Below are 22140 nucleotides of genomic sequence, written 5' to 3'. Positions count from 1 at the left end.
TATCACTGCCCGTCTTGTTCCCGCGCCCGCAGATAGTTGTGCGCGCGCGTCGCCGCGATCGCGCCGTGCCCCATGGCGACGCTGATCTGATCAAGGCCGTCGACGATGTCGCCAATGCAATACAAGCCGGCCACAGTGGTCCCGTACGGTGCCCTTGAATCGACGGCGCCGACGTCGTTTACCGGCAGGCCCAGCGCCTGCGCGAGTTCGGTGCGCTGATGGCAACCGAGCGCGGGATAGACGACGTCGAAGACCAGAGGCTCGGCACCGCCCTTGAGATGGACGCGCATGTCGCGGTCGCCGGGTTCGAAATGGTCCACCGAGCGTTCGACCACGCGCACGCCGGCGCGCGCCAGCTCGGCGCGATCGACCTCGGCGAGTTCCGCGAACGCGCGCGGCACCAGGGTCACGTCGCTCGAATAAGTGCGCAGAAACATCGCTTCGGCTGCCCCCTGTCCATCGCAACCGACCACGCCGATGCGTTGACCGGTATGTTCGTGGCCGTCGCAGATCGGGCAGTAGCGCAGGATGCCCGCGCGGATCGCGGCTTCGTGCGCGTCGTCCGGCAGCGCGATCTGGTTGAGGAACAAGCCTGTGGCGAGGATGAGGGCCGGCGCCTCGTAGCGTTCGCCATCGCGCGTCGCCAGCTCGAATCCGGCATCGGTGCGCGCGGCGGCAACCACTTCGGCCTCGCGCACTTGCGCGCCGTATTCGCATGCGTGCGCGGTCATGCGTTCGATCAGTTCCGGCCCCGCGACGCCGGCGGGAAAGCCCGGCACGTTGTGCGTGCGGGGGATGCGCAGCGCGCGGGACGTGCCGTCATGCAGGACCAGCACGCGGCGATGGAATCGGGTGAGGTACAGCGCGGCCGACAGGCCCGCCGGCCCGGCGCCCACCACCAGGCAGTCCCATGCAGCGTGCATCGCAGATCCACCTCGTCGCGGCCCGGCTGTGCGAGGCAGGAGTATGGCCTCGGCTGGAACTCCGCCCGGTGAAGCCCGGTATCGGAGAAACTATGCCCCGCTCTCAACGGAATACCGCCGTGCCGCATTACTCCGGCCCCTTGCTCACCCGTCCCCTCGCGGAAGCGCTGCTCGCTGCGCGCGATGCGGGCACGCCGGCGTGGAGCGGTTCGCTGGATCTGGGGCGGTCGAATGGCGAGGCGGCCCTGCTCGAACCGGAAACCTGGCAATGGCGCGGCGAACGCTATCCCTATCCGGGCAAGCTCAAGGACCGCACGATCTATTACTGGGATGGCGAGGAATTCGCGCCGGTGTCGCGCTACTCGGGCGCGCTAATCAAGCTGGTGCCCACCGAATGGGGCGCGCCCACCTTCGAGATCGACGGCATCAAGATGCTGCCCACGGCGAAGACCTCGCCGATCGACGATGCGCGCAGCAAGGTCGCGCTGGTGCAGCCGCAAGGGAAGCAGGTGCTCGATACCTGCGGCGGGCTGGGCTACTTCGCCGCCTGCTGCCTGGAAGCCGGAGCCGCGCGCATCCAGTCGTTCGAGAAGAACACCGACGTGCTGTGGCTGCGCACGCTCAACCCGTGGTCGCCCGATCCGGAGGCGCCCGCCAGCGGCGGCCGCCTGCAACTCGCTCACGCCGACGTGTCGCAGGCGATCGCAGGGATTCCCGCTGCCTCGGTGGATGCGCTACTGCACGACCCGCCGCGCTTCGGCATCGCCGGCGAGCTCTACTCGCAAGCCTTCTACGATCAGCTCGCGCGCGTGCTTCGCAAGGGCGGACGCCTGTTCCACTACACCGGCTCGCCGAACACGCTCACCAGCGGGCGCGATGTCCCGCGCGAAGTCGCCAAGCGACTGGAGAAGTCGGGACTGAAATCGGAGCTCGCTCTGGATGGCGTATTCGCCGTGCGGCGCTGAGCGAAACGCGCTCTCAACCGGGTCTCAGACTTTTCCTAATTTTCTCGGCGCCCCGAATAGCGTTTCATGGCCTCGCAGCAGCAGCGGGGGCCATATGAACGTCGACAAGCATCACCGAATTATCGATCGGCTCGAGCTGTTGGAACGGGGGTTAGTGGCCTTGGCGCTTGCCGCCTGCCTGTTGTGGGGCTTGTTCGTGTAGTCCCACGCATGGTTGCGCTGCTGCTGCATTTCTTTGGTACTTATTGCTCCGACCCGGCCATCAGGTACTGCTCGACCCGTGCCTGCGCGAGAGCGACTTCCCGCTTCGCCGCCAGTACCAGCCCCTCGAATGCGGCATCGTCGATGCGCATGGACAGGGCCGCCTTTTCGATCTCTTCCAGCGCCTGCCCTGCCTCTTGTTCTCCCAGTTGCGAACAGGCCGACTTGAGTCGGTGTGCCATCTCGCCCGCATGGTGACGATCGCCGCTCCGCACTGCGTCCTCCAGAGCCTGCATATCCGTACGCGTTGTGTGGATGAAGACCTCCAGTATGCGGCGCAGGTGATCCTGGTTTCCTTGCAGAAGTTCCAACAGCTGCGTAAGTCCTGCGGAGGCGCTCGGTGATTGCGAGGCCGCCACCGCCGGGGCCGGGATCGCAGCCGGGCTAGGCAGCAGTTCGGTCAATTTGTCGTTCAGAGCGTCGAGCGACAGCGGCTTGGGCAGAAAGCCGTCCATGCCAAGCGCGAGGCAGCGGTCCCGTTCGCCCGCCAGCACACCAGCGGTAATCATCAGAATTTTGAGGCGCGGTCCGCCCGGGAGCTCGTGTTCGCGAATGCGTGCTGCCAACTGATAGCCGTCCAATCGCGGCATCTGTGCGTCCGTAAGCAGCAGGCCGTAGCGCCCTGGGTGGTGTTGCAGCAATGCCCAGGCTTCCTCGCCGTCTTCGGCGATGTCGCAGGCGTAGCCCAAGCGATCCAGTTGCCGCGCAAATACTTCGCGGTTGATGGGATTGTCTTCGGCCAGGAGGATCCGTGCGTGGGAAGGCACCTCGACGCGGCTTGCCGCCGGCGGCGCGGCTTCCACACGGGCGGGCGGGATCGCGGCGCGGGCCGTTTTCCGGCCCAGCGCCAGTTCGACGCCACCGACCAGCGCTTGCGACGTCAACGGGTTCCCATCGACAAAGACGACAGGCGTCTGGGACTCGGGCGGAAGGACTGGCTCCGTCGCCACCGCAACGAGCGGAACGCGCGTAGCCGACAACCGTTCGTACAGCGACGGGAGATCGTCCGCATCGGTCTCCTGCGGTTCCAGCAACACGACGTCGATTCGAGGTTCCTGCGCGCTCCGGATCCGCAGCAGGGCGGCATCGACGCTCCCGACAAACTCGACCTGCGCCCCGAGCCAACGCAAGGGTTCGCGCAAATACTTGCTCCGCTCCGGCGCGACGATCGCCAAGGCGCGCAGTCCTTGCAGATAGAGCCCCTCGGCGCGCGGAGCGACGCCGGCCTGGACCGGAAGCGCAACAGTGATACACGTGCCCTCGCCTGCCCGGCTCCGGCATTCGACGCGCCCGCCCATGACTTCGGCCAGATGCTTGACGATGCTCAGGCCCAGGCCGCTGCCGCCGAAGCGGCGTGCCGTGGCGGCGGAGGCTTGTTGGAACGGCTGGAACAGGTTTCGCACCGTCTCTTCGTCCATGCCCATGCCGGTATCGGTCACGGTGAATCGCAATTCACCCGCCCCCTCCATGTGCGCGGCCAACTCCACCCCACCACGCTCGGTGAACTTGATGGCGTTGCTCAACAGATTGGTGAGTATCTGGCGCAGGCGCACCCAGTCGCCCACGATGCAGACAGGCACATCCGCAGTCACGTACAGATCCAGGCGAAGGCCGCGATCGACGGCTTGCAGCCTGAGGCTGCTTGCGGCGGCCTCAAGCAGGTCGCGGACCGGTACCTCCGTGCGCTCCAGCTCCAGCTTGCCAGCTTCGATCTTGGACAGGTCGAGGAAGTCGTTGACGATCGACAGCAGGATGAAGGCCGAGTCCCGGCACGCCGCCAGCATCTTGCGCTGCTCATCGTTCAGCGAAGTGGCGTCCAGCAGCTCGATCATGCCCACGACGCCGTTCAAAGGCGTGCGGATTTCATGGCTGATGACGGCCAGGAATTGCCCCCGCACTTCCGCCTGCATGCGCAGTTGCTCGGTCTTGTGCCGCATCTCCTGGTCGGCACGTTCCTGGGTGATGTCGTGCAGCATCCCCGTGAACCTGTCGGGTGCCTCGGCGGTGTCCTGTGCGATGAATTGACCGCGAAGCCGCACCCACCTCCACCCGTTGGCGGCGCTACGGCGCCGGCATTCGACCTGCAGATCCGGCGTGTGCTCTTGTTGCAACGCCTCGAAGTAGTGCCGCACCGGCTCGATGTCGTCGGGATGAATCAGATCGAGATAGGCGGGAATGCTGTGCGACTCGCTGGAATGACGGGAGGCCTCCTCGCCGCCCGTCTCGGTGACCTGGTTCTTCTGGAAATCGATTTCGAACATGACGTCGCCGGACGCGGCCATGGCCAGGCTCAGGCGCTCGTCCTTCGCGCGCAACAGACGGACGTATTCGCGACGGCGACGCCGCCGGACGATATAGGAGCGCACGACCCATCCCAGCGCTGCGGCGATCGCCAGCAGATACCCGAAGTAGGCCCAGGGGGTGCGCCAGATCGGTGGCGCAATGCCTACAGGGAGCGATAGTTCCGTGGTTCGATGCTCCGCTTCATCCAGTCGGCTGACTTCCAGCCGGTAATCACCCGGAGGCAACTGGTGATAACCGATGGTCAGATTCGCGGGCATGCTTTGCCAGTGATCGTCCAAACCTGCCAGGCGATAGAACAGGTTGCGCGGGTCGCCCAGCGTCGCAAACGTGAACGTCAGGCGTCGATCGAGGTACTGGGCCTGGATCCCCGGCAGGTCGCGTCCACGCAGGTTGATGATCGTGGACTCGCCCACCTGATAAGCGCTGAGCACCGTCGAATGAGGCCTGGCCACTTGCAGCAGGTCTGGATCGACACGCCATAAGCCGTCGTCGGTACCGAAGTACAGCTTGCCATCGCTACCCAGGAGTGCCGCTTCGGCGGAGGAGTAGGAAATATCCGGAACGCCATCCACGGGCAGATAGGGCTGAAATCGATCACGACGCGGATCCCAGCGTGCGATCCCTCGTACGGTGGTCACCCACAACGCGCCCGTCCGGTCGCTCACCATCGAAGCGACGCCGGCGTCCGGCAAACCGTCCGCGCGATCGTAGCGGCGGAAATGGACGGCACCATCGCGCCCGACGATCATCCTGTCGAGGCCGGAGTTGGTCATCACCCATACGCGGCCGGCGGGATCGGTATACACGTTTGTGGTGGTGGTGTCGGACAGGCTCTGCGGATTGCCTCGCTCCGACACGAACTGTCGCACCTGTCCCGAGTCGGGCCAGTATTGGAACAACCCGTTCGTCCCTGCTACCCAAAGCGTGCCATCGGGTCCCGGCTCCACATCGAAGGTGTAACCGAACGAAAACGGCTTGCCTTCCTTATACGCAGTCGCTTCACGCAACGCGTGGGATCCGGGAAGCAGCACGGCCAGTCCATCCTGATGGCATACCCAGACACGGCCCCGACTGTCGCGGGTGGTTCGGTTCGCCCAGTGATCAAAGGGAATCAGGGTCGGGTTGGCACCGGGCCTCCAGTGCACCAGACCTTCGGTTACTCCCAGCCAAAACCCGTCCGCACCATCACCGATGGGGCGGCGAAAGAAACGCCTGGACGTAAGGTTGAGACGATCGAATTGACGGCTAAGGTCCGATAGCTGCCCGGTGGCCAGGTCGAGTCGGCCCATCCCGCCCTCGCAAGACGTGACGAACAACTGGCGTCTTGCGTTTTCATACAAGCCGCAGATGGCGTCGGGAAGCTTGCCCAACTCCATGCGGGCCACCCCGCTGCGCAGCCGTACCCGGCTCACACCGCCGAAAGAGCCTCCGATCCAGAGGTCGCCATCGGGGCTGATCCTCATGACTCTGATGACCTTGACGTTCAGCCCTAGCGGATCGCCGGAGCGGTAGCGATACCGATGCAGCTCCCCACGGGTCGGGTCGAGGCGGTACAACCCTTCCAGGGTCCCTATCCACAGCGTGCCGTTGCGCTCGGCGGCCATGCTTGAGACGGGGGCCACGGGACTATCGATGCGACGCAGCGTGGAACTGGCGAAGTCGAGCCGCCATAGCAGCGCTTTGTCCCACAGCGCAAACCACACTCCCTTGTCATCCGGTATCAGGATGGGAGTGCTGCCGGCCGTGTCCGGGACCGGTAGACGGGCGACGAAGCGGAGTGACCCCGGGGTACTGGCTTCCATCATCCCGATCTGAAAATCGTCGGTAATCACGAACACGCGCCGTCCACCGGGACTCATGTTGATCCGAAGGAGCTTGCGCGTCGTCGTGAGCAACGTCTGACCAGTGGCAGGGTCGTACCTGAGCAGGCCAAGATCGGTACCCACCCAGACACGGCCGTAGGCATCGCCGCGGAACCAGGTCACCGCTTTGGGGGCGCCGACACCCGCCACCGCAATCGGTACCACAGTGAGACGGCCTGTCACCATGCTCAGGCGCTGTATCGTTGCGTCGTCGAAAGCGAGCCACAACGCGTCGGGAGTCTCCGCAAGTCGACTCACACTTGTACTCGCCAGGGAATCAGGCCGATGCGCGTCGCGCTCGATGCTGTACAAGTTGCGGCCATCGAAGCGGTGAAGTCCGTCGGTGTTGGCGATCCAGACGAAGCCGTGCCGGTCCACCCGAATATCGTTGGTCGTCGGGTTCATCAGGCCACGGGCACGATCAAGCGTTTCGAACAGCGGCGATTCGTTTTCGACCAGCCGAATCGCTGCGGGCGCGGGTGCAGGTGTAGGCGTGGTTGCCGAGGGAGGCGCCGCGTTGGCCAGCCCGTGCGACGCCGCGAGGATTCCGCCGGACAGCAGCGCTAGAAACCATGAGCGGCAAGGCGCGAATCGCCACATGAGAGCCCACCTGGAAGGGGCTTGGCTGTCGGCTCAGGGCAGCTTGTGGACAGGTAGTTCCCCTGTCAAGTCGCTGTTTAGAACGCCTAACGCGCCGCGACGCTGCGGAACACCGCGATCCGGTCCGTTTGCGGACCCGCATCGGCGACGAGCCACGGCTCGCCGGCCACGATCGGCGTGCAGGGGCCGAACGTGCAGACGCGTATCGCGCGTCGCTTCGCCTCGGCCCACAGCCGATCGAGCACATCGCGAAGGATCGCGCCCTTGAACGGCGTGTAGAGATAGAACACGGACCCAACTGAGAAATCCGTATCGCGGACGTCGCCCTGCACGAAAGTCGCGTTGGCGAGATTGAGAGAGGACGCTACCTGCTGCGCGCAAGCCACGTAAGCGGGCTCGATCTCGACGCCGATGGTGCGAGCGCGCGTAGTGATCGCCGCGAGCAGCGGGACGTGGCCGATGCCCGACCCAAGATCGATCAGCACATCGCCTTCGCCCAAGCCGCTGGCGGCGATCATCTGGAAAATATGGCGCGCCGGCGTGGGCTGATAGAACACCATCTCCGTCGACAGCTCGACCGTGGGCGCTCGCGGTTCACCGAACTGCAGGACGCCACTGAGCCATTCGTCGCGAAAGTCGTAGTGATTCCCTCGCTCCGCAGGCTCTTCAAACGTTGAAGGCTGAGCCCAACCCGGCAGTCGTCCCACGCCGCTGCCCGTCCGGATCGCTTCGCGCGTGGCTGCATACAGTGCCGCATTGAGCGCGTCGAGCCGCGCGCAGGCCGCCTCCGCACGCGCCAGCAAGGCCGCGTCGGCGGCGTCTATAACGGGCAGATAGGCGTCGATCCGGTCCAAAGCTTCGATCCGGAACACTAGGCGATGTTCGTTCGCCAGCGACGGATCCTGTTCCAGTTCCGCCAGCAATGTGCGCAGTGGCTGCATGCGCACATTGTGCCTGGGCGGACGCAATGACGCGCTGCGTCATGCCCTTTCGTGCAATGGCCGCGGCTCCCCAACGGGATCAGCATCGGCCGGCGCGATCGTGTCCAGGACCGCGCGTTGTTCGGATAGCTCGTTGTTGTGATCGAACCGACACCCTGGGGAGGGCTCGCATGTTCCGCAGCACGCAGAGATTGATTCCGGCTTTTCTTTCCGCCACTTCCGCCGCCCTGCTGGCACTGCTGCTACCGGTGGCGGGTGCCACCGCGCTGCTGCTGCCCGGCACGGCGCATGCGCTCGATTGCGGTACCAATAACGGCTTCACCTGCACCGGCGCGGCGACGCAGTACGCCGGCGGCTTCAGCCCGGGCGTGGGCAGCGGCGGTTTCGGCGGCGGCAGTTGCACCGCCACCAAGACGCCGGTGGTGTTCATCCCCGGCAACGGCGACAGCGCGATCAGCTTCGACATGCCGCCGGGTAGCGTCAGCGGCTACACGACGCCGGCGAGGTCGATGTACGACGAACTCAAGGCGCAGGGCTACAACGACTGCGAACTGTTCGGCATCACCTACCTCGACGCCGATGAGCGCGCCACGCCGCAGTTCAACTACCACGAGCCGGCCAAGTACCAGATCCTCAAGACCTTCATCGACAAGGTGAAGGCGTACACCGGCCGCAGCCAGGTCGACATCGTCGCGCATTCGATGGGATCGAGCATGACGCTGGCGATGCTGCGCTACTACGGTTACCAGGGCAGCGTGCGCCGCTTCGTCAATATCGGCGGCGGCCTGCGCGGGCTCAACACCTGTTACGCCACCGGCTACCAGTCGGCGTATGCGCCGACCTGCAATGCCGAAGCCTATGTGTGGCCGTACGACTACTACACCTTCGGCTTCTATCCGAGCACCGGCGTGACCTACTACGGCTACAACCGCTGGACCGGCAGCGGCAGCAACAGCCTGCGCGCAATGCCGGCGTTGTTCTCGACCATCAGTTTCTACACGATCACCGCCGGTCTCTACGACCAGGTTCATTGCTTCACGACGAGCTACGTCGCCGGTTGCAGCAGCGGCGCGTTGTTCAACACCGGCAGCAACGTCAAGGCACAGATCGATGTCGGCTTCGGCAGCAGCGCATACGCCTACGATTGGGATTGGGCCGACGGCAGTCCCTACAACCAGGGCGGCGGCGACACCAGCAGCGGCGTCGGCCATTTCCGCTCCAAGAGCAACACCGGGCGCATCGTCTACAACATGCTCGCGACGACCTGCACGACCGGCTGTGCAAACGGCTACGTCGGCGTAAACGGGCCCGCGGTGAATCGCTAGATCGATCCCACATTGGCTCAGGCCGAGGGCGCTACCGCGCCCCGGCCTGATGCCGTGCCCTCAGGGTTTGGCGACCGCCTCCACCTGGATGCGCAGCCCTACCTTCATGTCGAAGCCCCAATCTTTGCCCGCGATAATGCCGAAGGCCTCGCGGTCGAGCGTGGCGTAAGCATCTGCGCCGCACCAGTCGCGCTTGAAGATGGGATGCGGCATGCATTTGAACGACTTGATGTCCAGCGTGACCGGCCGGGTCACGCCGCGCAGCGTCAGCTCGCCGATTACCTGCGTGGGCTTGCCGTCGACGAACTTGGCGAGCTTGCCCTTGTAGGTCGCTTGCGGATGACGGGCGGTATCGAAGTATTCGGGCTTGGCCATGAGCGCACTCAGATCGTCGTTGCCGAAGTCGATGCTCGCCAGGTCGATGGTCACCGTCACCGAGCCACTGCCGGCGGCTTTGTCCAGCGTCACTTGGCCGCTGTTGCGGTTGAACTTGCCGCGCCACACCGACATGCCCATGTGATCAGCTTCGATACTGGGGAAGGTGTGGGCGGGATCGATTTCGTACGTGACCGGTGCCGCCGCTGCAGGCAGCGCAACCAGGGCCAGGAGCAGGACGAACAAGGACTTGGACTGACGGATAAAAGACATGAGGACGATCTCCGGCTGAGGTGAACAGGGCCACGCGATAGTTTCGTGGCCTCTTGTCTTTGCGACGAGCGAGGCGGTCGCAGATCGACATTCTCAGTAAAGGTAGTTCGGCGCCGGCACCGCCGGCAGCAGTTGCGCAGCGAGTTCAGGCACGGCCGGAATCCTCAGCCGAAGGCGCAGCCGCCCGAGCATCGATGCACCAGCACGCAGCGACGAAACGCACCTCGTCGCCGAATACATACTTTTCGAACCCGGAACGCACCGCATCAACGACACGCCCGCGTGTGCAGGCATCGGTCTCCCGCAGCGCCAGCCCGACCGGCCCGAGCCGGGTCAAGTAATGCATCAGGTCGCGTTCGCGCATCACGCATTCGACGTCCACGCTGCGGATGTCGATGTCGCGCCAACCGCTCGCATCGAGAATGCGCTGCACGCGCTCGCGATCGGCGAAGGCGAATTGGCCGGGCGCGTCCGGGCGCCGTGCGGGCAGGCCCGGCAGCCATGGCGCAGCGGCGCGTTCGGCCGTGGTCATGAAGGGGTTTTCGCCGGGACTGCGCCAGGCGATGGCGCGCATGTGTCCAGTTGGCTTCAGCGCCCGGCGCAGGTTCGCGAATGCCAACACCGGATCATCGAAGAACATCACGCCGAAGCGCGACACGATGGTATCGAAGCTCGCCTCCTCGAACCGATGGTCCTGTGCATCTGCGCATACGAAATGCGCTTGCAGGCCTTCGCGTTCCGCACGGGCTTGTGCGTGCGCGATCATCGGCTCGGAGATATCGATGCCGACGCATTCGATGGGTACGCCGGAACGACGCGCCAGAGCGAGCATGCTTGCGCCGGTGCCGCAGCCTACGTCCAGCACGCGTGTCGCCGAGGCCGGCACCGCTTCGGCGAGCAGGGCTTCGAAGGGACGAAAGAGCCGGTCGAGCAGATCCTGGGCATCGACCCAGGCTTGTCCGGCGGGGCCGTTCCAGAGGCGGTGCTGTTCGGGAGCGATGGAGAGTGCGACGGTCATGGCGGCTTGCCTCGTGAGGGTTCGCGCTGCACCATGCCACTTAAAGTCGACTTGAGGTCAAGCGGATGCAATACCTCGACATCGCCGCGGTCGCCCGGCAGTCCGGCGTACCCGCTTCGACGTTGCGCTATTACGAGGAAAAGGGCCTGATCGCGTCCGTCGGCCGGCACGGCTTGCGCCGTGTATTCGAGCCGGCGGTGCTGCAGCGCCTTGCCCTGATTGCGCTGGGCCGCGCCGCCGGCTTTTCGCTGGAAGAAATCGCCGGCGTGTTTGCGGCTTCCAGCCAGCCCCGGATCGACCGGGAAAAGCTCCGGGCGAAAGCCCGTGAACTGGACGAAACGATCCGCAAACTGAGCGCGATGCGCGATGGCCTGCGTCACGCCGCCCAATGCAAGGCGCCGAGCCACATGGAATGCCCGACGTTCCAGCGGCTGTTGCGGGCCGCGAGCTCTGGAGCGCTAAAGTCCTCAGCGCCCCGGCCGTTATGACGCCAATGACGGCCACCGATGTCAGCCCACCGGTTGGCGAGCGCTGCCACGACAAATGCCTGGTGGACGCCGCCCAAGAGATCCGCGCACACCTGCAGCGGCTGCTCGATGCGCGTTCCGTTCTGGTCGGCCAAGCCCATGGCAGCGCCGCCACACAGGTCACCGCGCTGCTGCACGTGGGCGAAAAATCCCTACTGATCGACGTGCCACGTACCCAGGCCACGTTGCGCGAGTGGCTGGACAACCCGCGGCTGCATTTCGAAAGCAGCGTGGAGCGGATCAGCATCAGTTTCACGACGGGAACGGCCTGGCTCGACCAGCACGACGGACGGGCCGCGCTCGGTCTGCCGCTGCCGGCCAAGCTGCGCTACGAGCAGCGCCGCGAGTACCTGCGCGTCGCACCGCCGATGGGTGCGCTGCGCTGCCACCTGCCCACGCGCGGTGCCGAGGACGAACTCGTGTGGATCGACGCCACGATCCGCGACATCGGCGGCGGTGGCGTGGCCATGCTGGTTTCCAGCCGTGCCGTCTCGCTCACCGTGGGCGGTACGCTGGAAGGATGTGTGATCGATCTGCCGCAGGGTGAGCGGGTCACGGTCAATCTGCTAATACGCCATCTCTTCGCCCGGACGGGTAATGGTCCGTCCGTGATGCAGGCCGGCTGCGAATTCGTCGACCTGCCGCGTATCGCGCAAGACAAGTTGTTCCGCTATGTGATGCAGCTGGATCGCGAACGCGTGTCGCGGCGCCGCGCCTGGGAGTAACGGGGCCGCGCCGCTTCCTCAACCCGCCGTTTCATCCGTAGCGCGTGCCAATGCATCGCGTAGCTTCTGCACCTGCTGATTGAGCGCCGCGATCTCTTCAGGCGTCATGCCCGATCGCTGCAGCAGACGTTCGACCAGGCAGCCGGTACGGCAACGCACGTCCAGGCCGGCTTTGGTCAGCCGCACATGCACCTGCCGCTCGTCCGCCGCACTGCGCTGTCGCTCGACGAAGCCCGCTTGTTCGAGTCGCTTCACCAACGGAGTGATGGTGCTGGACTCCAGATCGAGCCGCGAGGCGATGGCGCTGATGGTCTGCCCGTCCTCTTCCCACAGCACGCTCAGTACCAGGTACTGCGGATAGGTCAGCCCCATCGCGTCCAACAGCGGCTTGTAGGCGCGGTTGATGGCGATGTTGGTCCCGTACAGCGAGAAGCAGAGCTGGCGGTCCAGAGAGATCGGCCTGTTCATGTCCATGGTCGTTCCTGAAAAATCCATGCGGATCAGATATTTATCTTTCAGCATATTATCACGATAAAAAAGTGCTTGACAAGCAATATCGCGTGAGTAATCTACTTCTTATCGCGATAAAGATCGTCGCGAAAAGATACCAGGTCCTCGCTGGTTCGCCCCCACCGCTACCGAAATCGAGACCGACATGAACACGCTGCGCAATTTCGCCGCCCTCGCCCTACTGGCGCTAGCCGCCATCTCCCCCGCCCGTGCAGAACAGGCCGACGAAGCCAAGCAGGCTCTGCGCGCCCTGGCCAACCGTCCGGAAATCGCCGCCCTCGCCGCTGACGGCAAGGGACAAGCCATTGCAGAAGCCCTGCAACAACAGCTCGGCGAGCAATCCGGCGACGGCCAGAGTCTCAAAGCGCTGGCCACCGACGAGAACAAGGCTGCCGTGGCTGCCGCCTTGAACGGCTATCTCGCCCAGCATCCGTTGAAGGAAGGCGAAAACCTGTCCGATCTGACCCGCAAGGCCAAGCAGAAAGCAGTCGCCGAAGCGCTGAAGGCACGTTTCGGCAAGGGTCGCTGATCGCACACCGCTGTTGGAGAAGGTCCGATCCCGGCTGCTACAGCGGGATCGGTGAACCGCTTAGCCAAGCCGGCTCGGCTTCTTCGTATCGGCGCCGTTGCAGGTATCCTCCCAGCTCCTTGGTTGGGGGAACCAAGTCATGGCGATACCACGCAGCCGGTGGGGCGGTTTCGACGCGCTGTGCCGTCTCGCATTCGTAATCCTGGTGATGGCACTAGCCGGCTGCGCCCATTGGGGCAGCGGGTTGCATTCGACTGCTGTTGCAGCGGAGCCACCGCCGCCACCTCCCCCGCCACCGCCTCCTCCGCCGCCAGAAGATGCGCAGGAAATGGCTGCGGCGCAGGCCCGCGCCGCAGCACGAGAACAAGCGCAACGCCAGGCGCGTGAATCGATGGCAGCGGAAGCGCGCGCCGCCGCCGAGATGGCCGCACGTGAAGCCCACCGCGCGGCCGCAGCCTCCGCGCAGTCGAAACCCATCGACACGCGCGGCGAGTCAGCGCAAGCCGACTCCGGTGCGAGCGTCACCGCATCCGACGGCAACGCATCATCCGCGTCCGCGCAGGCAGAGGAATCCTTTCCCGACGAGACCAACGAGGTCGATGCCCTGCTCGCGCGCCTGCGTGTCGGCAACATCGCCTTCAACGCGCCGCAGACGATCAACATCAGCGATACCGTCCGCGTGCGCGCGCTGGTCAGTCCCGACGAAAGCACCGCCACGTTGCAAGCGCAGATCGGCGCGCCGGGCGAAAAGGTGGTCGCGCCCCTGAAGATCAGCAAGCTGATGGAAGCGCGCCTGTCGGGCGAAGGCTTCCACATCGTGCCCATCAGCAGCGCGCGACAGGCCGTAGGCAGCGGCATCACCACTTGGGAATGGGAAGTCACGCCCGAGCAGGAAGGCCATCATCGTTTGACGCTCAGCCTCGACGCGTTCGTGCGCATGGACGGCCAGAGCGTGGCGAAGACACTGCGCACCTTCGACCATCCCATCGACGTGCAGGTGACCGCCACCCAACGCATCGGCGGCTGGGCCACGGAGCACGGCAAGTGGGCGTGGAGCACGCTACTGGTGCCGCTTTGGGCGTGGTGGACCAAGCGCAAGAAAGCGAAGCCAGAATCGACCGCGACCTGAGCGACGCTGCGCAGCTCTATCTGTGGTGATCGATGGAGGCTTATCGGCGGCATCCATGATCACCTGCGGGCAGGCGGTGCTGGTGGGCCTGCGTGACACGCCGTGAATCCGCTCCCATCGTTTACCGCAGACACGCGCCGCGGCGCGTTCGGCGCAGCCTCAACCGCTTTTCACGGGGCGCGGCTTGGTCAGCGGCATCCATGCCGCTGACAGTCACGCAGGCCCACCAGCACCGCCTGCCCCCACACATCTCGGGCGCGTTGGTAAAAAGCAAAAAAATCCGCAGCTGCACCGCTTCCCTCGAAGCGGCGATCTTCACGCTCGCGATTAGCGCTACAGCAACCCCAACTGCGTCGCCTTCAACGTCGCCGCCGCGCGCGTCGAACATTCGAGCTTGCGGAACACGCTCTCCACGTGCGTGCGCACGGTGCTCGGGCTGATGGAAAGCTTCTGCGCGACGGTCTTGTTGCTCGCACCCAGGCTGATCCAGCGCAGCACGTCGCGTTCGCGCTCGCTCAGCAGCGTCGGCGGCGGCGCGATCTGCGGCTTGCCTGCCATCGGCCGCGGCTTGTCCAACAGCGCGCGGACGACACCGGTGTCGTGGCGACCCGCGGCGGCTTCCTCCAGCAGCAGCGAGCGCGCGGCGTCCTCGGACATCGCATCGCGCCATGGGCGTGCGCCGCGCAGAGCGGCCAATGCCGACGCCGCCGCAAGGATGCGTCCTTCGATCGGGATCGCGGCGGCCTTCACCTCGCGGTAGTAGCCGGAACCATCGGCGCGCTCGTAGGCGTACGACGCGATTTCCACCTCACCCGCGAGCGAACCGATCTGCCGCGCCGCGCGCCCGGTCCAGTACGGCACCAGACGCACGCGCTCCCACGCCGAATCGGCGAGTCGCCCGGGCGAGTCCCAGATCATGTTGGGTACAGCGGCGCGGCCCATGCCATGGATGAGCGCGGCGCGATACACCTTCTGCTGCGCGGCCGCGTCCAGGCCCAGTCCTGTTGCCGCATTCCGCGCCAATTGCGCGACCTGCCGCGAATAGCCGGTCATCCACGGCAGCTTGAGGTCGATGACGTGAGCGAGGATCTCCAGCGACGTCGTGCGTGCGGCGAAGCTCGCATCGAGCGAACAAGGACCCGACAGGGTCGGATCGCCCTCCAGCGAGGCCAGCCATTGCGCCGCGTTGGCAACGGCCAACTCCGCCAACTCGCGCGGATACAACGCGTCCGCACGCTGGGCGATCAGCTTGCACGCCTGCTCCAGTCCATAGAGGCGATGAAAGATGTCGAGATCGCCGGCGACCGAAGCCAGATACACCGACGCGGGCACCTGCTCGCCGCGCAAACCATCGGGCGCGCCATTGCCGTCGTAGCTTTCGAACAAATGCCGTAGTGCGAATTGCGTGGCCTCGTCCAGTCCCAATTGCGCGGCGATGTCGCCGGAAACTTCGCAATGGATGCGCGATAAGGAATGGAACGCCGATCCGGCGCGCCCCGTCGCCGCACGGAATCCGCCTTGCGAGGATTGCATGGAGAGCAAGGCCTTGCGCCCACCCACGTCGTCGCCGAACAACTGCGCGAACTCCGGCGCATTGGCCGTGCAGCCGGACCAGCGCAACAGCGCGACGGTCATGGCCTGCCGGCACAGCGCATCGTCGGCCCCGCTGGCTCGCGCCAGTTGCCCCGCCATCCATGCGGCGCGCGGCGAGTGATCGGTGGGCTGCCCCATGGACAGATCGCCCACGAACGCGAGTGAGCGGATCACGTCCAGCAGTGCAACAGCGGAAATATCCACGCAACGGCCCTCACAGCTGAGGCTCGATCGAGCCCCGTTTCGGAGCCGGCAGTCTAGCCTCGCGATTCCCGCGCCGGCCTCGGTCATTCAACCGATGGTGCGCGCAGGGAGCCGCGGGCAATCTGCCTCCACGGTCCGATGCGACACCGGCCCTACCCCCCAAGTGATGGATGTTTCCTCTTCGTTGCGTTCCCTACCCTCTGGAGAAACCTTATGAAGCTCAAGACGCTCCTCCTCGCCACGGCCGCCGCCATGTCCCTCGCCACTACCGCCGAAGCCGCCAACAAGCAGGCCCCGCAGCCCATCCGCAATGTCGTGCTCGTGCACGGCGGTTTCGTCGACGGTTCCGGCTGGCAGCAGGTCTACGACATCCTCAAGAAGGATGGCTACAACGTCACCATCGTGCAGAACCCGACCACCTCGCTCGCCGACGACGTCGCCTTCACCAAGCGCGCCATCGCGCAACAGGACGGCCCGGTCGTGCTGGTCGGCCACTCCTACGGTGGCGTGGTGATTTCCGAAGCCGGTACCGATCCGAAGGTGGAGCGTCTGGTCTACATCGCCGCCTTCGCTCCGGACAAGGGCGAGTCGGTGCAGACGCTGATCGCCAATCCGCCGCCGGGTGCGCCCGTGCCGCCGATCCTGCCGCCGCAAGATGGCTTCCTGTACCTCGATCGCAGCAAGTTCGCGGCTTCCTTCGCCGCCGATGTGCCGGCGGAGGCCGCCGAATTCATGGCCGCCTCGCAGGTACCTTGGGGCCTGCCGGCACTGGCCGGTGCGGTGACCGTGCCGGCGTGGAAGTCCAAGCCCAGCTGGTATCTGGTGGCGACCGAGGACCACATGATCCCGCCGCCGGCGCAGCAGATGATGGCCAAGCGCGCAGGCGCGACCGTAGTCGAAGCCTCTGGCAGCCACGCGATCTACGTGTCGAAGCCGCAGGCGGTGGCGAAGATCGTCGAGCAGGCGGCGCAGGCCAAGTAATCGATCCTGAAGCGAGCAGGCGCGCGTTTCCGCCTGCTTCGCTGCTCACCGGGAAGGCCGCCGCGAGGCGGCCTTTTCCGTTTTTGCGAATCCGTAGCCGATCCGTAGGCGCGCCCCTCATCCGGCGCTGCGCCCTCAGCGGGCTATCGCCCGCTTCGACCTTCTCCCCGCGCGCGGGGAGAAGGGGTTTCGCGAGTGTGAAGCGGATGTGGCCTACCAGACTTCGCAGCGATCGGCTTCCGGTCGCACCATCGCGTCGCCGGCTTTGCACTGGAAGGCCTGGCGGAACTCCGGCAGGTTCGACAGCGGGCCGTTGACGCGATACTTCGCGACCGGATGTGGGTCGCCCTGGATCATGGTGCGCTGCGTTTCCATGCGGGTTTCGTCGCCGCGCCACTGGCCCCAGGCGAGGAAGAACTGCTGCTCGGGGGTGAAGCCGTCGATGGTCGGTTCCGGGCCCTTGCCTTCGCGCGACTTGAGGTACGCGCGATAAGCAATCTTGGCGCCGGCCAGGTCGCCGATGGATTCGCCCAGCACCAGCTTGCCGTTGTGGTGCAGTCCCGGCTCGATGAAGTAGCTCTCGAACTGGTTCACCACGCACTGGCCCTTGGCCTGGAATTGCGCGTTGTCCTTCGGCGTCCACCAGTTGGACAAGCGGCCCTGCGCGTCGAACTGCGCACCCTGGTCGTCGAAGCCGTGGCTGATTTCATGGCCGATCACCACGCCGATCGCGCCGTAGTTCGCGGCGTCAGTGGCGGTCACATCGAACGCAGGCGGCTGCAGGATGCCCGCCGGGAACACGATCTCGTTCTGCTGCGGGTTGTAGTAGGCGTTCGACGTTGGCGGCGTCATGCCCCAGCGGCTGCGATCGGTCGGCTTGCCGACCTGGCTGCGGTTGTCGGCGACGTTCCAGCGCGAGGCGGCCATGAGGTTGTCGAAGGCCGATCCGCGCGACACGGCCACGCCCTGGTAGTCCTTGAACTTGTCGGGATACCCGAGCTTGGGGAAGAAGGTCGAACGCTTCTCCAGCGCCTTCTGCTTGGTCGCCTCGTCCATCCAGCCCAGCCCGCGGATCACATCGTCCATCGCCAGCAGGATGTTCTTCACCATCTCTTGCATGCGCGCCTTGGCTTCCGGCGGGAAGTACTTCTCGACGTACTTCTGCCCCAGCGCCTCGCCCAGCTGCTGGTCGGTGAGCTCCGCGCAGCGCTTCCAGCGCGGCTTGATCTGGGTGGCGCCGGTCAGGAACTTGCCGTTGAAGGCGAAGTTTTCCTCGACGAACGGCTGGGAGAGGGAATCGGCCGCGGCGTTGAGCGCCTGCCATTGCAGGTAGGTCCGCCACTGCGCGATCGGCGTGGTCGCCAGTTCCTTTTCCACCTGCTGCAGGAACTTCGGCTGGGTCACGTTTACCGCATCGCGCGGCATGTGCGCGGCGTCGAAGTACTTCGCCCAATCGAAGTCCGGCGCGAGCTTGGACAGATCGGCGAAGGCGGTGAGGTTGTCCTGCAGCTTGGGATCGCGCAGCTGCACGTTGTCGAACGAAGCTTCGGCCAGGCGCTTCTCGAAGGCGAAGACGGTGTCGGCGTTCTGCTTCGCTTGCGCCGCCGGCGTGCCGGCGAGTTGGAAAGTTTTAGCCACGTGCTCGAGGTACTTCGCACGCGCCTCGACGAAGCGCGGCTCGGGCTTGAGGTAGTAGTCGCGGTCCGGCATGCCCAGGCCGCCGGCGTAGATGTGCGCGATGGTCTTCGACGGCTCGTGCAGATCCTCGCCGCCGTAGACGATGAAGGGAACGCTGACGCCGGCGTCGTGCAGCTTGCCGATCATGCGCTGCAGACCGGCCTTGCCCTTGATCGCGCCGATCTCGTCGAGCCACGGCTGCACCGGCTTGCTGCCGAGCGCATCCACGCGCGACTCGTCCATGCAGGCGGCGTAGAAGTCGCCGGCCAGCTGGCCCGCACTGCCCTTGGGCCAGTCGTTGCGCGCGGACAGCTCGGTGAGGATGTCGCGCACGTGCTCCTTGTTGACCTCGCCCGACTGCCAGCGGCGGCTCCAGCGATCCATGTAATCGGGGATCGGGTTCTGTTGCCGCCAAGCGCCATTGGCGTAATCGAAGAAATCGGTGCACGCCTGGCTGTTGCGGTTGATGTCTTCGGGATGGATTCCGTGTACCACCCCGGCGGAGGCGGTGGTGGCGGCGAGCAACATGGCGATCGAAAGACTGGTCCTGCGCACGGCGAATCCCCTTTCTTGGGTGAAGTGCGGCGACTATAGGCGCGCCGGTTCCGGCGGCGCCTGTATCGAATGTCCTATCTGTCGTATGGCGACGAGCCCTCTGCCCCGAGGGCGAGTCACTTCCCTTGAGGCGCCGCTGCTGCAGCGGGCGTGGTAGCGGGCGACGCCGCAACCTTGGCCCTGCCCAGATATTCGCCCAGGAAACCGGCAATCGAACTCCATGCCTGATCCCGGTTGTCGAGCTGTTCCACGCCGTGCCCTTCGTTCTTGAAGGTCAATAGCACCGGCGGACGTCCTGCCAGATTGAGGAGGCGAACCAGCCGTCGCGTATGTTCCATGTCCACGCGCGCGTCCTCTCCGCCATGCACCAGCATCACCGGGACCTTGAGGTCCTGGTAGCGGTACAGCGGCGAGGTCGCCTGCATGTCGGACAACTCCGCAGGTACGCTCGGGTTGCCGATGGTGCGTTCCATCAGCTTGCGTGTCTCCGCATCGCGACCGCTGTCACTGGAGGTGAAGAAAAGCGCGCGATCGCTCACGCCCGAAATCGAGACGACGCAGCGGAACCGCTGCGGCCAGCGGATCGCTGCCACCATGGCGGAATAGCCACCGTAGCTGGTGCCGACCGCGCACATTTTCGATTCGTCGAGCGGATACGAGGCCAGGGCCGCCTTGATCGCGGCGTCGATATCGTCTTCGATGAGCTTGCCGTAATTGCGATAGCCCGCTTCGCGAAACGCCTTTCCGTAACCTTCCGAGCCACGGAAGTTGACCTGCAATACCGCGTAACCCAGCGAAGCGAGAAACTGCACCTCGCGGTTGAAGTGCAAGTCGTCACTGATGCCGATCGGGCCACCATGCGGCATAACGACCAACGGTCGCTTGCCTTCGCCGTCGGGCAAGGTGAGGAAGGCCTCGACCGGCAAGCCGTCGCTGCCATGAACCTTGAGCACGTCCGCCCGCGCGAACTTGCGGCCAGCCAGATCGGGAAGCAGATCGTCGAAGAGCTGGGCCTGCCGCTTCACGGTATCCAGCAGATAGACCTGCGGGGGACGATCGCTACCGTCCACCCATAGCAACATCTGGCTGGCGTCGCGACTGCGACGTATCGCGGTCACCGTTTGCCCCGGAAATGCGGCATGCAGCATTTTTTCCAGGTGCCGGCCCGCTTCGTCGAAGTAATCGGTGACCAGCAAGCCCTGGGCGTAGTAGGTAGCGCCGATAGGCTTGCGGCGATCATCGAACACCGCCGAGACCAGATCGACGCCCGGCTTGCTGTAGACGGTCTGCACTATCTTTCCCTGGGCCGGATCGAACGCGACCAGATCGCGTTGGCCACGCTCTTCGTCCGTGAATCCATAGATCAGGTTTCCGTCGTAGGAAAGCTGCAACGGCTGAAAGCCGCTGTTGGCGCGATAGGACAGGACTTCGCGGTAAACGCCGTCCTGGCCATGCATCAGTGCGACGTCGTCTTCGCCTTTGCGCGCAAACGCCATGCGCAGGCGACCGGAGCCGTCCGCGAACCAGTGCAGATCGTTCGCCACGCCCAGGTTCAAGCGTTCGCGCGACCTGGCACGCTTGAAGACCTTGGTCCCCTCCTCGCTGTTGAGGTCGAGGCGATGCACGACCAACTGGCCCTTTTGGTCGCGCCGTTGATACAGCACCACGCCTGGCTCGGCGGGTAGAACATCGACCAGATCGCCGCCGACGGGGCCGTCTACGCGCTTGATCGTGAACTTTCCATCCGTCGATTGGCTGATGTGAAAGGCGTGCAGCCATGTACCCACGACCGAACGCGTCGTGGCCAGCAGGATCCGGTCGCTTTCCCAGCGGATGTCCTCGAACGGCGCGTCCGAGGCGACGAGTCGCTGCCCGGTGCCCTTGTTCGCATCGAAGATGCCCAGCGCCCAGCGCTCTGGCTGCTCATGCACAGCCTCGACCACCCACTGGCCATCGGCGCTCAACGCAACATCGTCTACGCGCCCCTCTTTCCAGAGCAGTTTGGGTGGAAGCGGCAAGGCTTCCGGCTTGGGCGCCGTGCGTCCGGCGTCCAGATCGCCAGGAACATTGGCGGCGCTGCGCTTGGCTTCGAGATAGAAGGCCGGGAACGGGTCCGGGTAATAGCCGCTATAGGCGAACGGCAATTTCGCGGTCAGTGCCGGATGCTTGGCCTGCAGCCAGTCGAGTACCGGCAGCGCCCTGTTGGAGAGGCGCATATCGGCACTGAGAAACCCGGCCGCGCGATAGACGACGTCGCCGGCGTAATTGATCTGGCCGGGCTTCACCTCGAACGCGAATTCGTCGTTCTTGGACAGGTCGAAGGATCCACTCCAGGACCACGTATCGAAGATCAATATCTTCGTCCAGTGATAGCGTCCAGCGGGAAGGCGGTACAGCTGGGTGGTGCGACCTTCCTTGATTCCTCGCAAGTACCCGTTGCCCCAGCTACCGCCCTCGTTGCGGAAGCGCATGCTGGCAAGACCGACGTCGCTATCGACGCTGACCACCAGCAGTCCCTCGTCGGGCGCAAGCCGCGGCTCTTCACCCGGATCCACTTTGCTGACTGCGCCTGCCTGCAGCGAGGTCAGCGCAAACAGCAAAGCGAAGACGAAACGCCAGCGCAGACTCCCCCGCGCACCGATCCTGATGCTCATTGCTCTTCCAATCCCCATTGGTTGCGCCCTCGGCCCGAGCGCTGGGACGAGCATAGCGGAAGGCACGCGACCTGCGGGCGAGGCATTCAAGGCTGGCCCACTTTGTCGCGGCACTGGGTGGCCCGACCGCCCGTCGGAAAATGTGACGTGAGTATTGTATTGAGATATTTGTCTCTTTACGCTTTGTCCATCCCAGCAAGACACCCACC

The 22140-nt window shown here is 65.0% G+C and carries 16 protein-coding genes; 7 read left to right on the top strand and 9 right to left on the bottom strand.

Annotation, left to right across the window (positions count from 1 at the left end):
• Positions 1 to 2 precede the first annotated feature (2 nt).
• The gene (locus ACYVJ8_RS04080; RefSeq protein WP_460709603.1) at positions 3 to 923 is read right to left on the bottom strand and encodes an NAD(P)/FAD-dependent oxidoreductase; all 921 of its coding nucleotides are present in this window, start codon (positions 921 to 923) and stop codon (positions 3 to 5) included.
• A gap of 119 nt (positions 924 to 1042) precedes the next feature.
• Between ACYVJ8_RS04080 and ACYVJ8_RS04075 the strand changes: the two genes are divergently transcribed.
• Positions 1043 to 1888 carry a class I SAM-dependent methyltransferase gene (locus tag ACYVJ8_RS04075; RefSeq protein WP_460711029.1) on the top strand — a complete coding sequence of 282 codons (846 nt, stop codon included), beginning with the start codon at positions 1043 to 1045 and terminating at the stop codon, positions 1886 to 1888.
• Positions 1889 to 2130: 242 nt separating this feature from the next.
• Here the strand turns inward: ACYVJ8_RS04075 and ACYVJ8_RS04070 are convergent, their stop codons facing one another.
• Positions 2131 to 6915: an ATP-binding protein gene (locus tag ACYVJ8_RS04070; protein WP_460709602.1), complete on the bottom strand. Its 4785-nt coding sequence runs from the start codon at positions 6913 to 6915 to the stop codon at positions 2131 to 2133.
• A gap of 86 nt (positions 6916 to 7001) precedes the next feature.
• Positions 7002 to 7856, bottom strand: coding sequence for a class I SAM-dependent methyltransferase (locus ACYVJ8_RS04065; protein WP_460709601.1), 855 nt, complete (start codon positions 7854 to 7856; stop codon positions 7002 to 7004).
• A 170-nt stretch (positions 7857 to 8026) separates the two neighbouring features.
• Here ACYVJ8_RS04065 and phaZ7 point away from each other — a divergent pair, with 170 nt between their 5' ends.
• Positions 8027 to 9181 carry an extracellular native short-chain-length polyhydroxyalkanoate depolymerase PhaZ7 gene (gene phaZ7, locus ACYVJ8_RS04060; RefSeq protein WP_460709600.1) on the top strand — a complete coding sequence of 385 codons (1155 nt, stop codon included), beginning with the start codon at positions 8027 to 8029 and terminating at the stop codon, positions 9179 to 9181.
• A 60-nt stretch (positions 9182 to 9241) separates the two neighbouring features.
• Here phaZ7 and ACYVJ8_RS04055 read toward each other — a convergent pair whose 3' ends face one another.
• Positions 9242 to 9829: a YceI family protein gene (locus ACYVJ8_RS04055; RefSeq protein WP_460709599.1), complete on the bottom strand. Its 588-nt coding sequence runs from the start codon at positions 9827 to 9829 to the stop codon at positions 9242 to 9244.
• A gap of 145 nt (positions 9830 to 9974) precedes the next feature.
• Complete coding sequence (locus ACYVJ8_RS04050) at positions 9975 to 10847, bottom strand: class I SAM-dependent methyltransferase (RefSeq protein WP_460709598.1); 873 nt, start codon at positions 10845 to 10847, stop codon at positions 9975 to 9977.
• 65 nt (positions 10848 to 10912) lie between these two features.
• Between ACYVJ8_RS04050 and ACYVJ8_RS04045 the strand changes: the two genes are divergently transcribed.
• Together ACYVJ8_RS04045 and ACYVJ8_RS04040 are read left to right on the top strand one after the other, a co-directional pair.
• The gene (locus ACYVJ8_RS04045; RefSeq protein WP_460709597.1) at positions 10913 to 11335 is read left to right on the top strand and encodes a helix-turn-helix domain-containing protein; all 423 of its coding nucleotides are present in this window, start codon (positions 10913 to 10915) and stop codon (positions 11333 to 11335) included.
• 5 nt (positions 11336 to 11340) lie between these two features.
• The gene (locus ACYVJ8_RS04040; protein WP_460709596.1) at positions 11341 to 12099 is read left to right on the top strand and encodes a flagellar brake protein; all 759 of its coding nucleotides are present in this window, start codon (positions 11341 to 11343) and stop codon (positions 12097 to 12099) included.
• Between the two features lie 18 nt (positions 12100 to 12117).
• On the opposite strand, the gene ACYVJ8_RS04035 is transcribed toward ACYVJ8_RS04040, so the two are convergent.
• On the bottom strand, positions 12118 to 12573 hold the full coding sequence (locus tag ACYVJ8_RS04035) for a MarR family winged helix-turn-helix transcriptional regulator (RefSeq protein WP_460709595.1): 456 nt from the start codon (positions 12571 to 12573) through the stop codon (positions 12118 to 12120).
• 181 nt (positions 12574 to 12754) lie between these two features.
• On the opposite strand from ACYVJ8_RS04035, the gene ACYVJ8_RS04030 reads away from it, so the two are divergent.
• Positions 12755 to 13138, top strand: a complete 384-nt coding sequence (locus ACYVJ8_RS04030; protein ID WP_460709594.1) for a hypothetical protein — start codon at positions 12755 to 12757, stop codon at positions 13136 to 13138.
• A 391-nt stretch (positions 13139 to 13529) separates the two neighbouring features.
• The gene (locus ACYVJ8_RS04025) at positions 13530 to 14267 is read left to right on the top strand and encodes a hypothetical protein (protein ID WP_460709593.1); all 738 of its coding nucleotides are present in this window, start codon (positions 13530 to 13532) and stop codon (positions 14265 to 14267) included.
• Positions 14268 to 14600: 333 nt separating this feature from the next.
• Here ACYVJ8_RS04025 and ACYVJ8_RS04020 read toward each other — a convergent pair whose 3' ends face one another.
• The gene (locus ACYVJ8_RS04020; protein WP_460709592.1) at positions 14601 to 16064 is read right to left on the bottom strand and encodes an HD domain-containing phosphohydrolase; all 1464 of its coding nucleotides are present in this window, start codon (positions 16062 to 16064) and stop codon (positions 14601 to 14603) included.
• A gap of 213 nt (positions 16065 to 16277) precedes the next feature.
• Here ACYVJ8_RS04020 and ACYVJ8_RS04015 point away from each other — a divergent pair, with 213 nt between their 5' ends.
• Entirely contained in the window at positions 16278 to 17045 is a 768-nt protein-coding gene (locus ACYVJ8_RS04015) for an alpha/beta hydrolase (RefSeq protein ID WP_460709591.1), read from the top strand.
• Positions 17046 to 17258: 213 nt separating this feature from the next.
• Here the strand turns inward: ACYVJ8_RS04015 and ACYVJ8_RS04010 are convergent, their stop codons facing one another.
• Together ACYVJ8_RS04010 and ACYVJ8_RS04005 are read right to left on the bottom strand one after the other, a co-directional pair.
• Positions 17259 to 19277 (bottom strand): M13 family metallopeptidase, encoded by a 2019-nt coding sequence (locus ACYVJ8_RS04010; RefSeq protein ID WP_460709590.1) that lies wholly within the window; start codon positions 19275 to 19277, stop codon positions 17259 to 17261.
• A gap of 116 nt (positions 19278 to 19393) precedes the next feature.
• Complete coding sequence (locus ACYVJ8_RS04005; protein WP_460709589.1) at positions 19394 to 22135, bottom strand: alpha/beta hydrolase family protein; 2742 nt, start codon at positions 22133 to 22135, stop codon at positions 19394 to 19396.
• Positions 22136 to 22140 lie beyond the last annotated feature (5 nt).

The sequence above is a fragment of the Lysobacter terrae genome, from assembly GCF_054782215.1.
This window is presented reverse-complemented; position numbering and strand designations above follow the sequence as displayed.

Bases quoted from the DNA above. Each gene is read 5' to 3' on its own strand.
- ACYVJ8_RS04080 (WP_460709603.1), bottom strand. From the start codon at position 923: ATGCACGCTGCATGGGACTGCCTGGTGGTGGGCGCCGGGCCGGCGGGC.
- ACYVJ8_RS04070 (WP_460709602.1), bottom strand. From the start codon at position 6,915: ATGTGGCGATTCGCGCCTTGCCGCTCATGGTTTCTAGCGCTGCTGTCC.
- ACYVJ8_RS04065 (WP_460709601.1), bottom strand. From the start codon at position 7,856: ATGCAGCCACTGCGCACATTGCTGGCGGAACTGGAACAGGATCCGTCG.
- phaZ7 (WP_460709600.1), top strand. From the start codon at position 8,027: ATGTTCCGCAGCACGCAGAGATTGATTCCGGCTTTTCTTTCCGCCACT.
- ACYVJ8_RS04055 (WP_460709599.1), bottom strand. From the start codon at position 9,829: ATGTCTTTTATCCGTCAGTCCAAGTCCTTGTTCGTCCTGCTCCTGGCC.
- ACYVJ8_RS04050 (WP_460709598.1), bottom strand. From the start codon at position 10,847: ATGACCGTCGCACTCTCCATCGCTCCCGAACAGCACCGCCTCTGGAAC.
- ACYVJ8_RS04045 (WP_460709597.1), top strand. From the start codon at position 10,913: ATGCAATACCTCGACATCGCCGCGGTCGCCCGGCAGTCCGGCGTACCC.
- ACYVJ8_RS04040 (WP_460709596.1), top strand. From the start codon at position 11,341: ATGACGGCCACCGATGTCAGCCCACCGGTTGGCGAGCGCTGCCACGAC.
- ACYVJ8_RS04035 (WP_460709595.1), bottom strand. From the start codon at position 12,573: ATGGACATGAACAGGCCGATCTCTCTGGACCGCCAGCTCTGCTTCTCG.
- ACYVJ8_RS04030 (WP_460709594.1), top strand. From the start codon at position 12,755: ATGAACACGCTGCGCAATTTCGCCGCCCTCGCCCTACTGGCGCTAGCC.
- ACYVJ8_RS04025 (WP_460709593.1), top strand. From the start codon at position 13,530: ATGGCAGCGGAAGCGCGCGCCGCCGCCGAGATGGCCGCACGTGAAGCC.
- ACYVJ8_RS04015 (WP_460709591.1), top strand. From the start codon at position 16,278: ATGAAGCTCAAGACGCTCCTCCTCGCCACGGCCGCCGCCATGTCCCTC.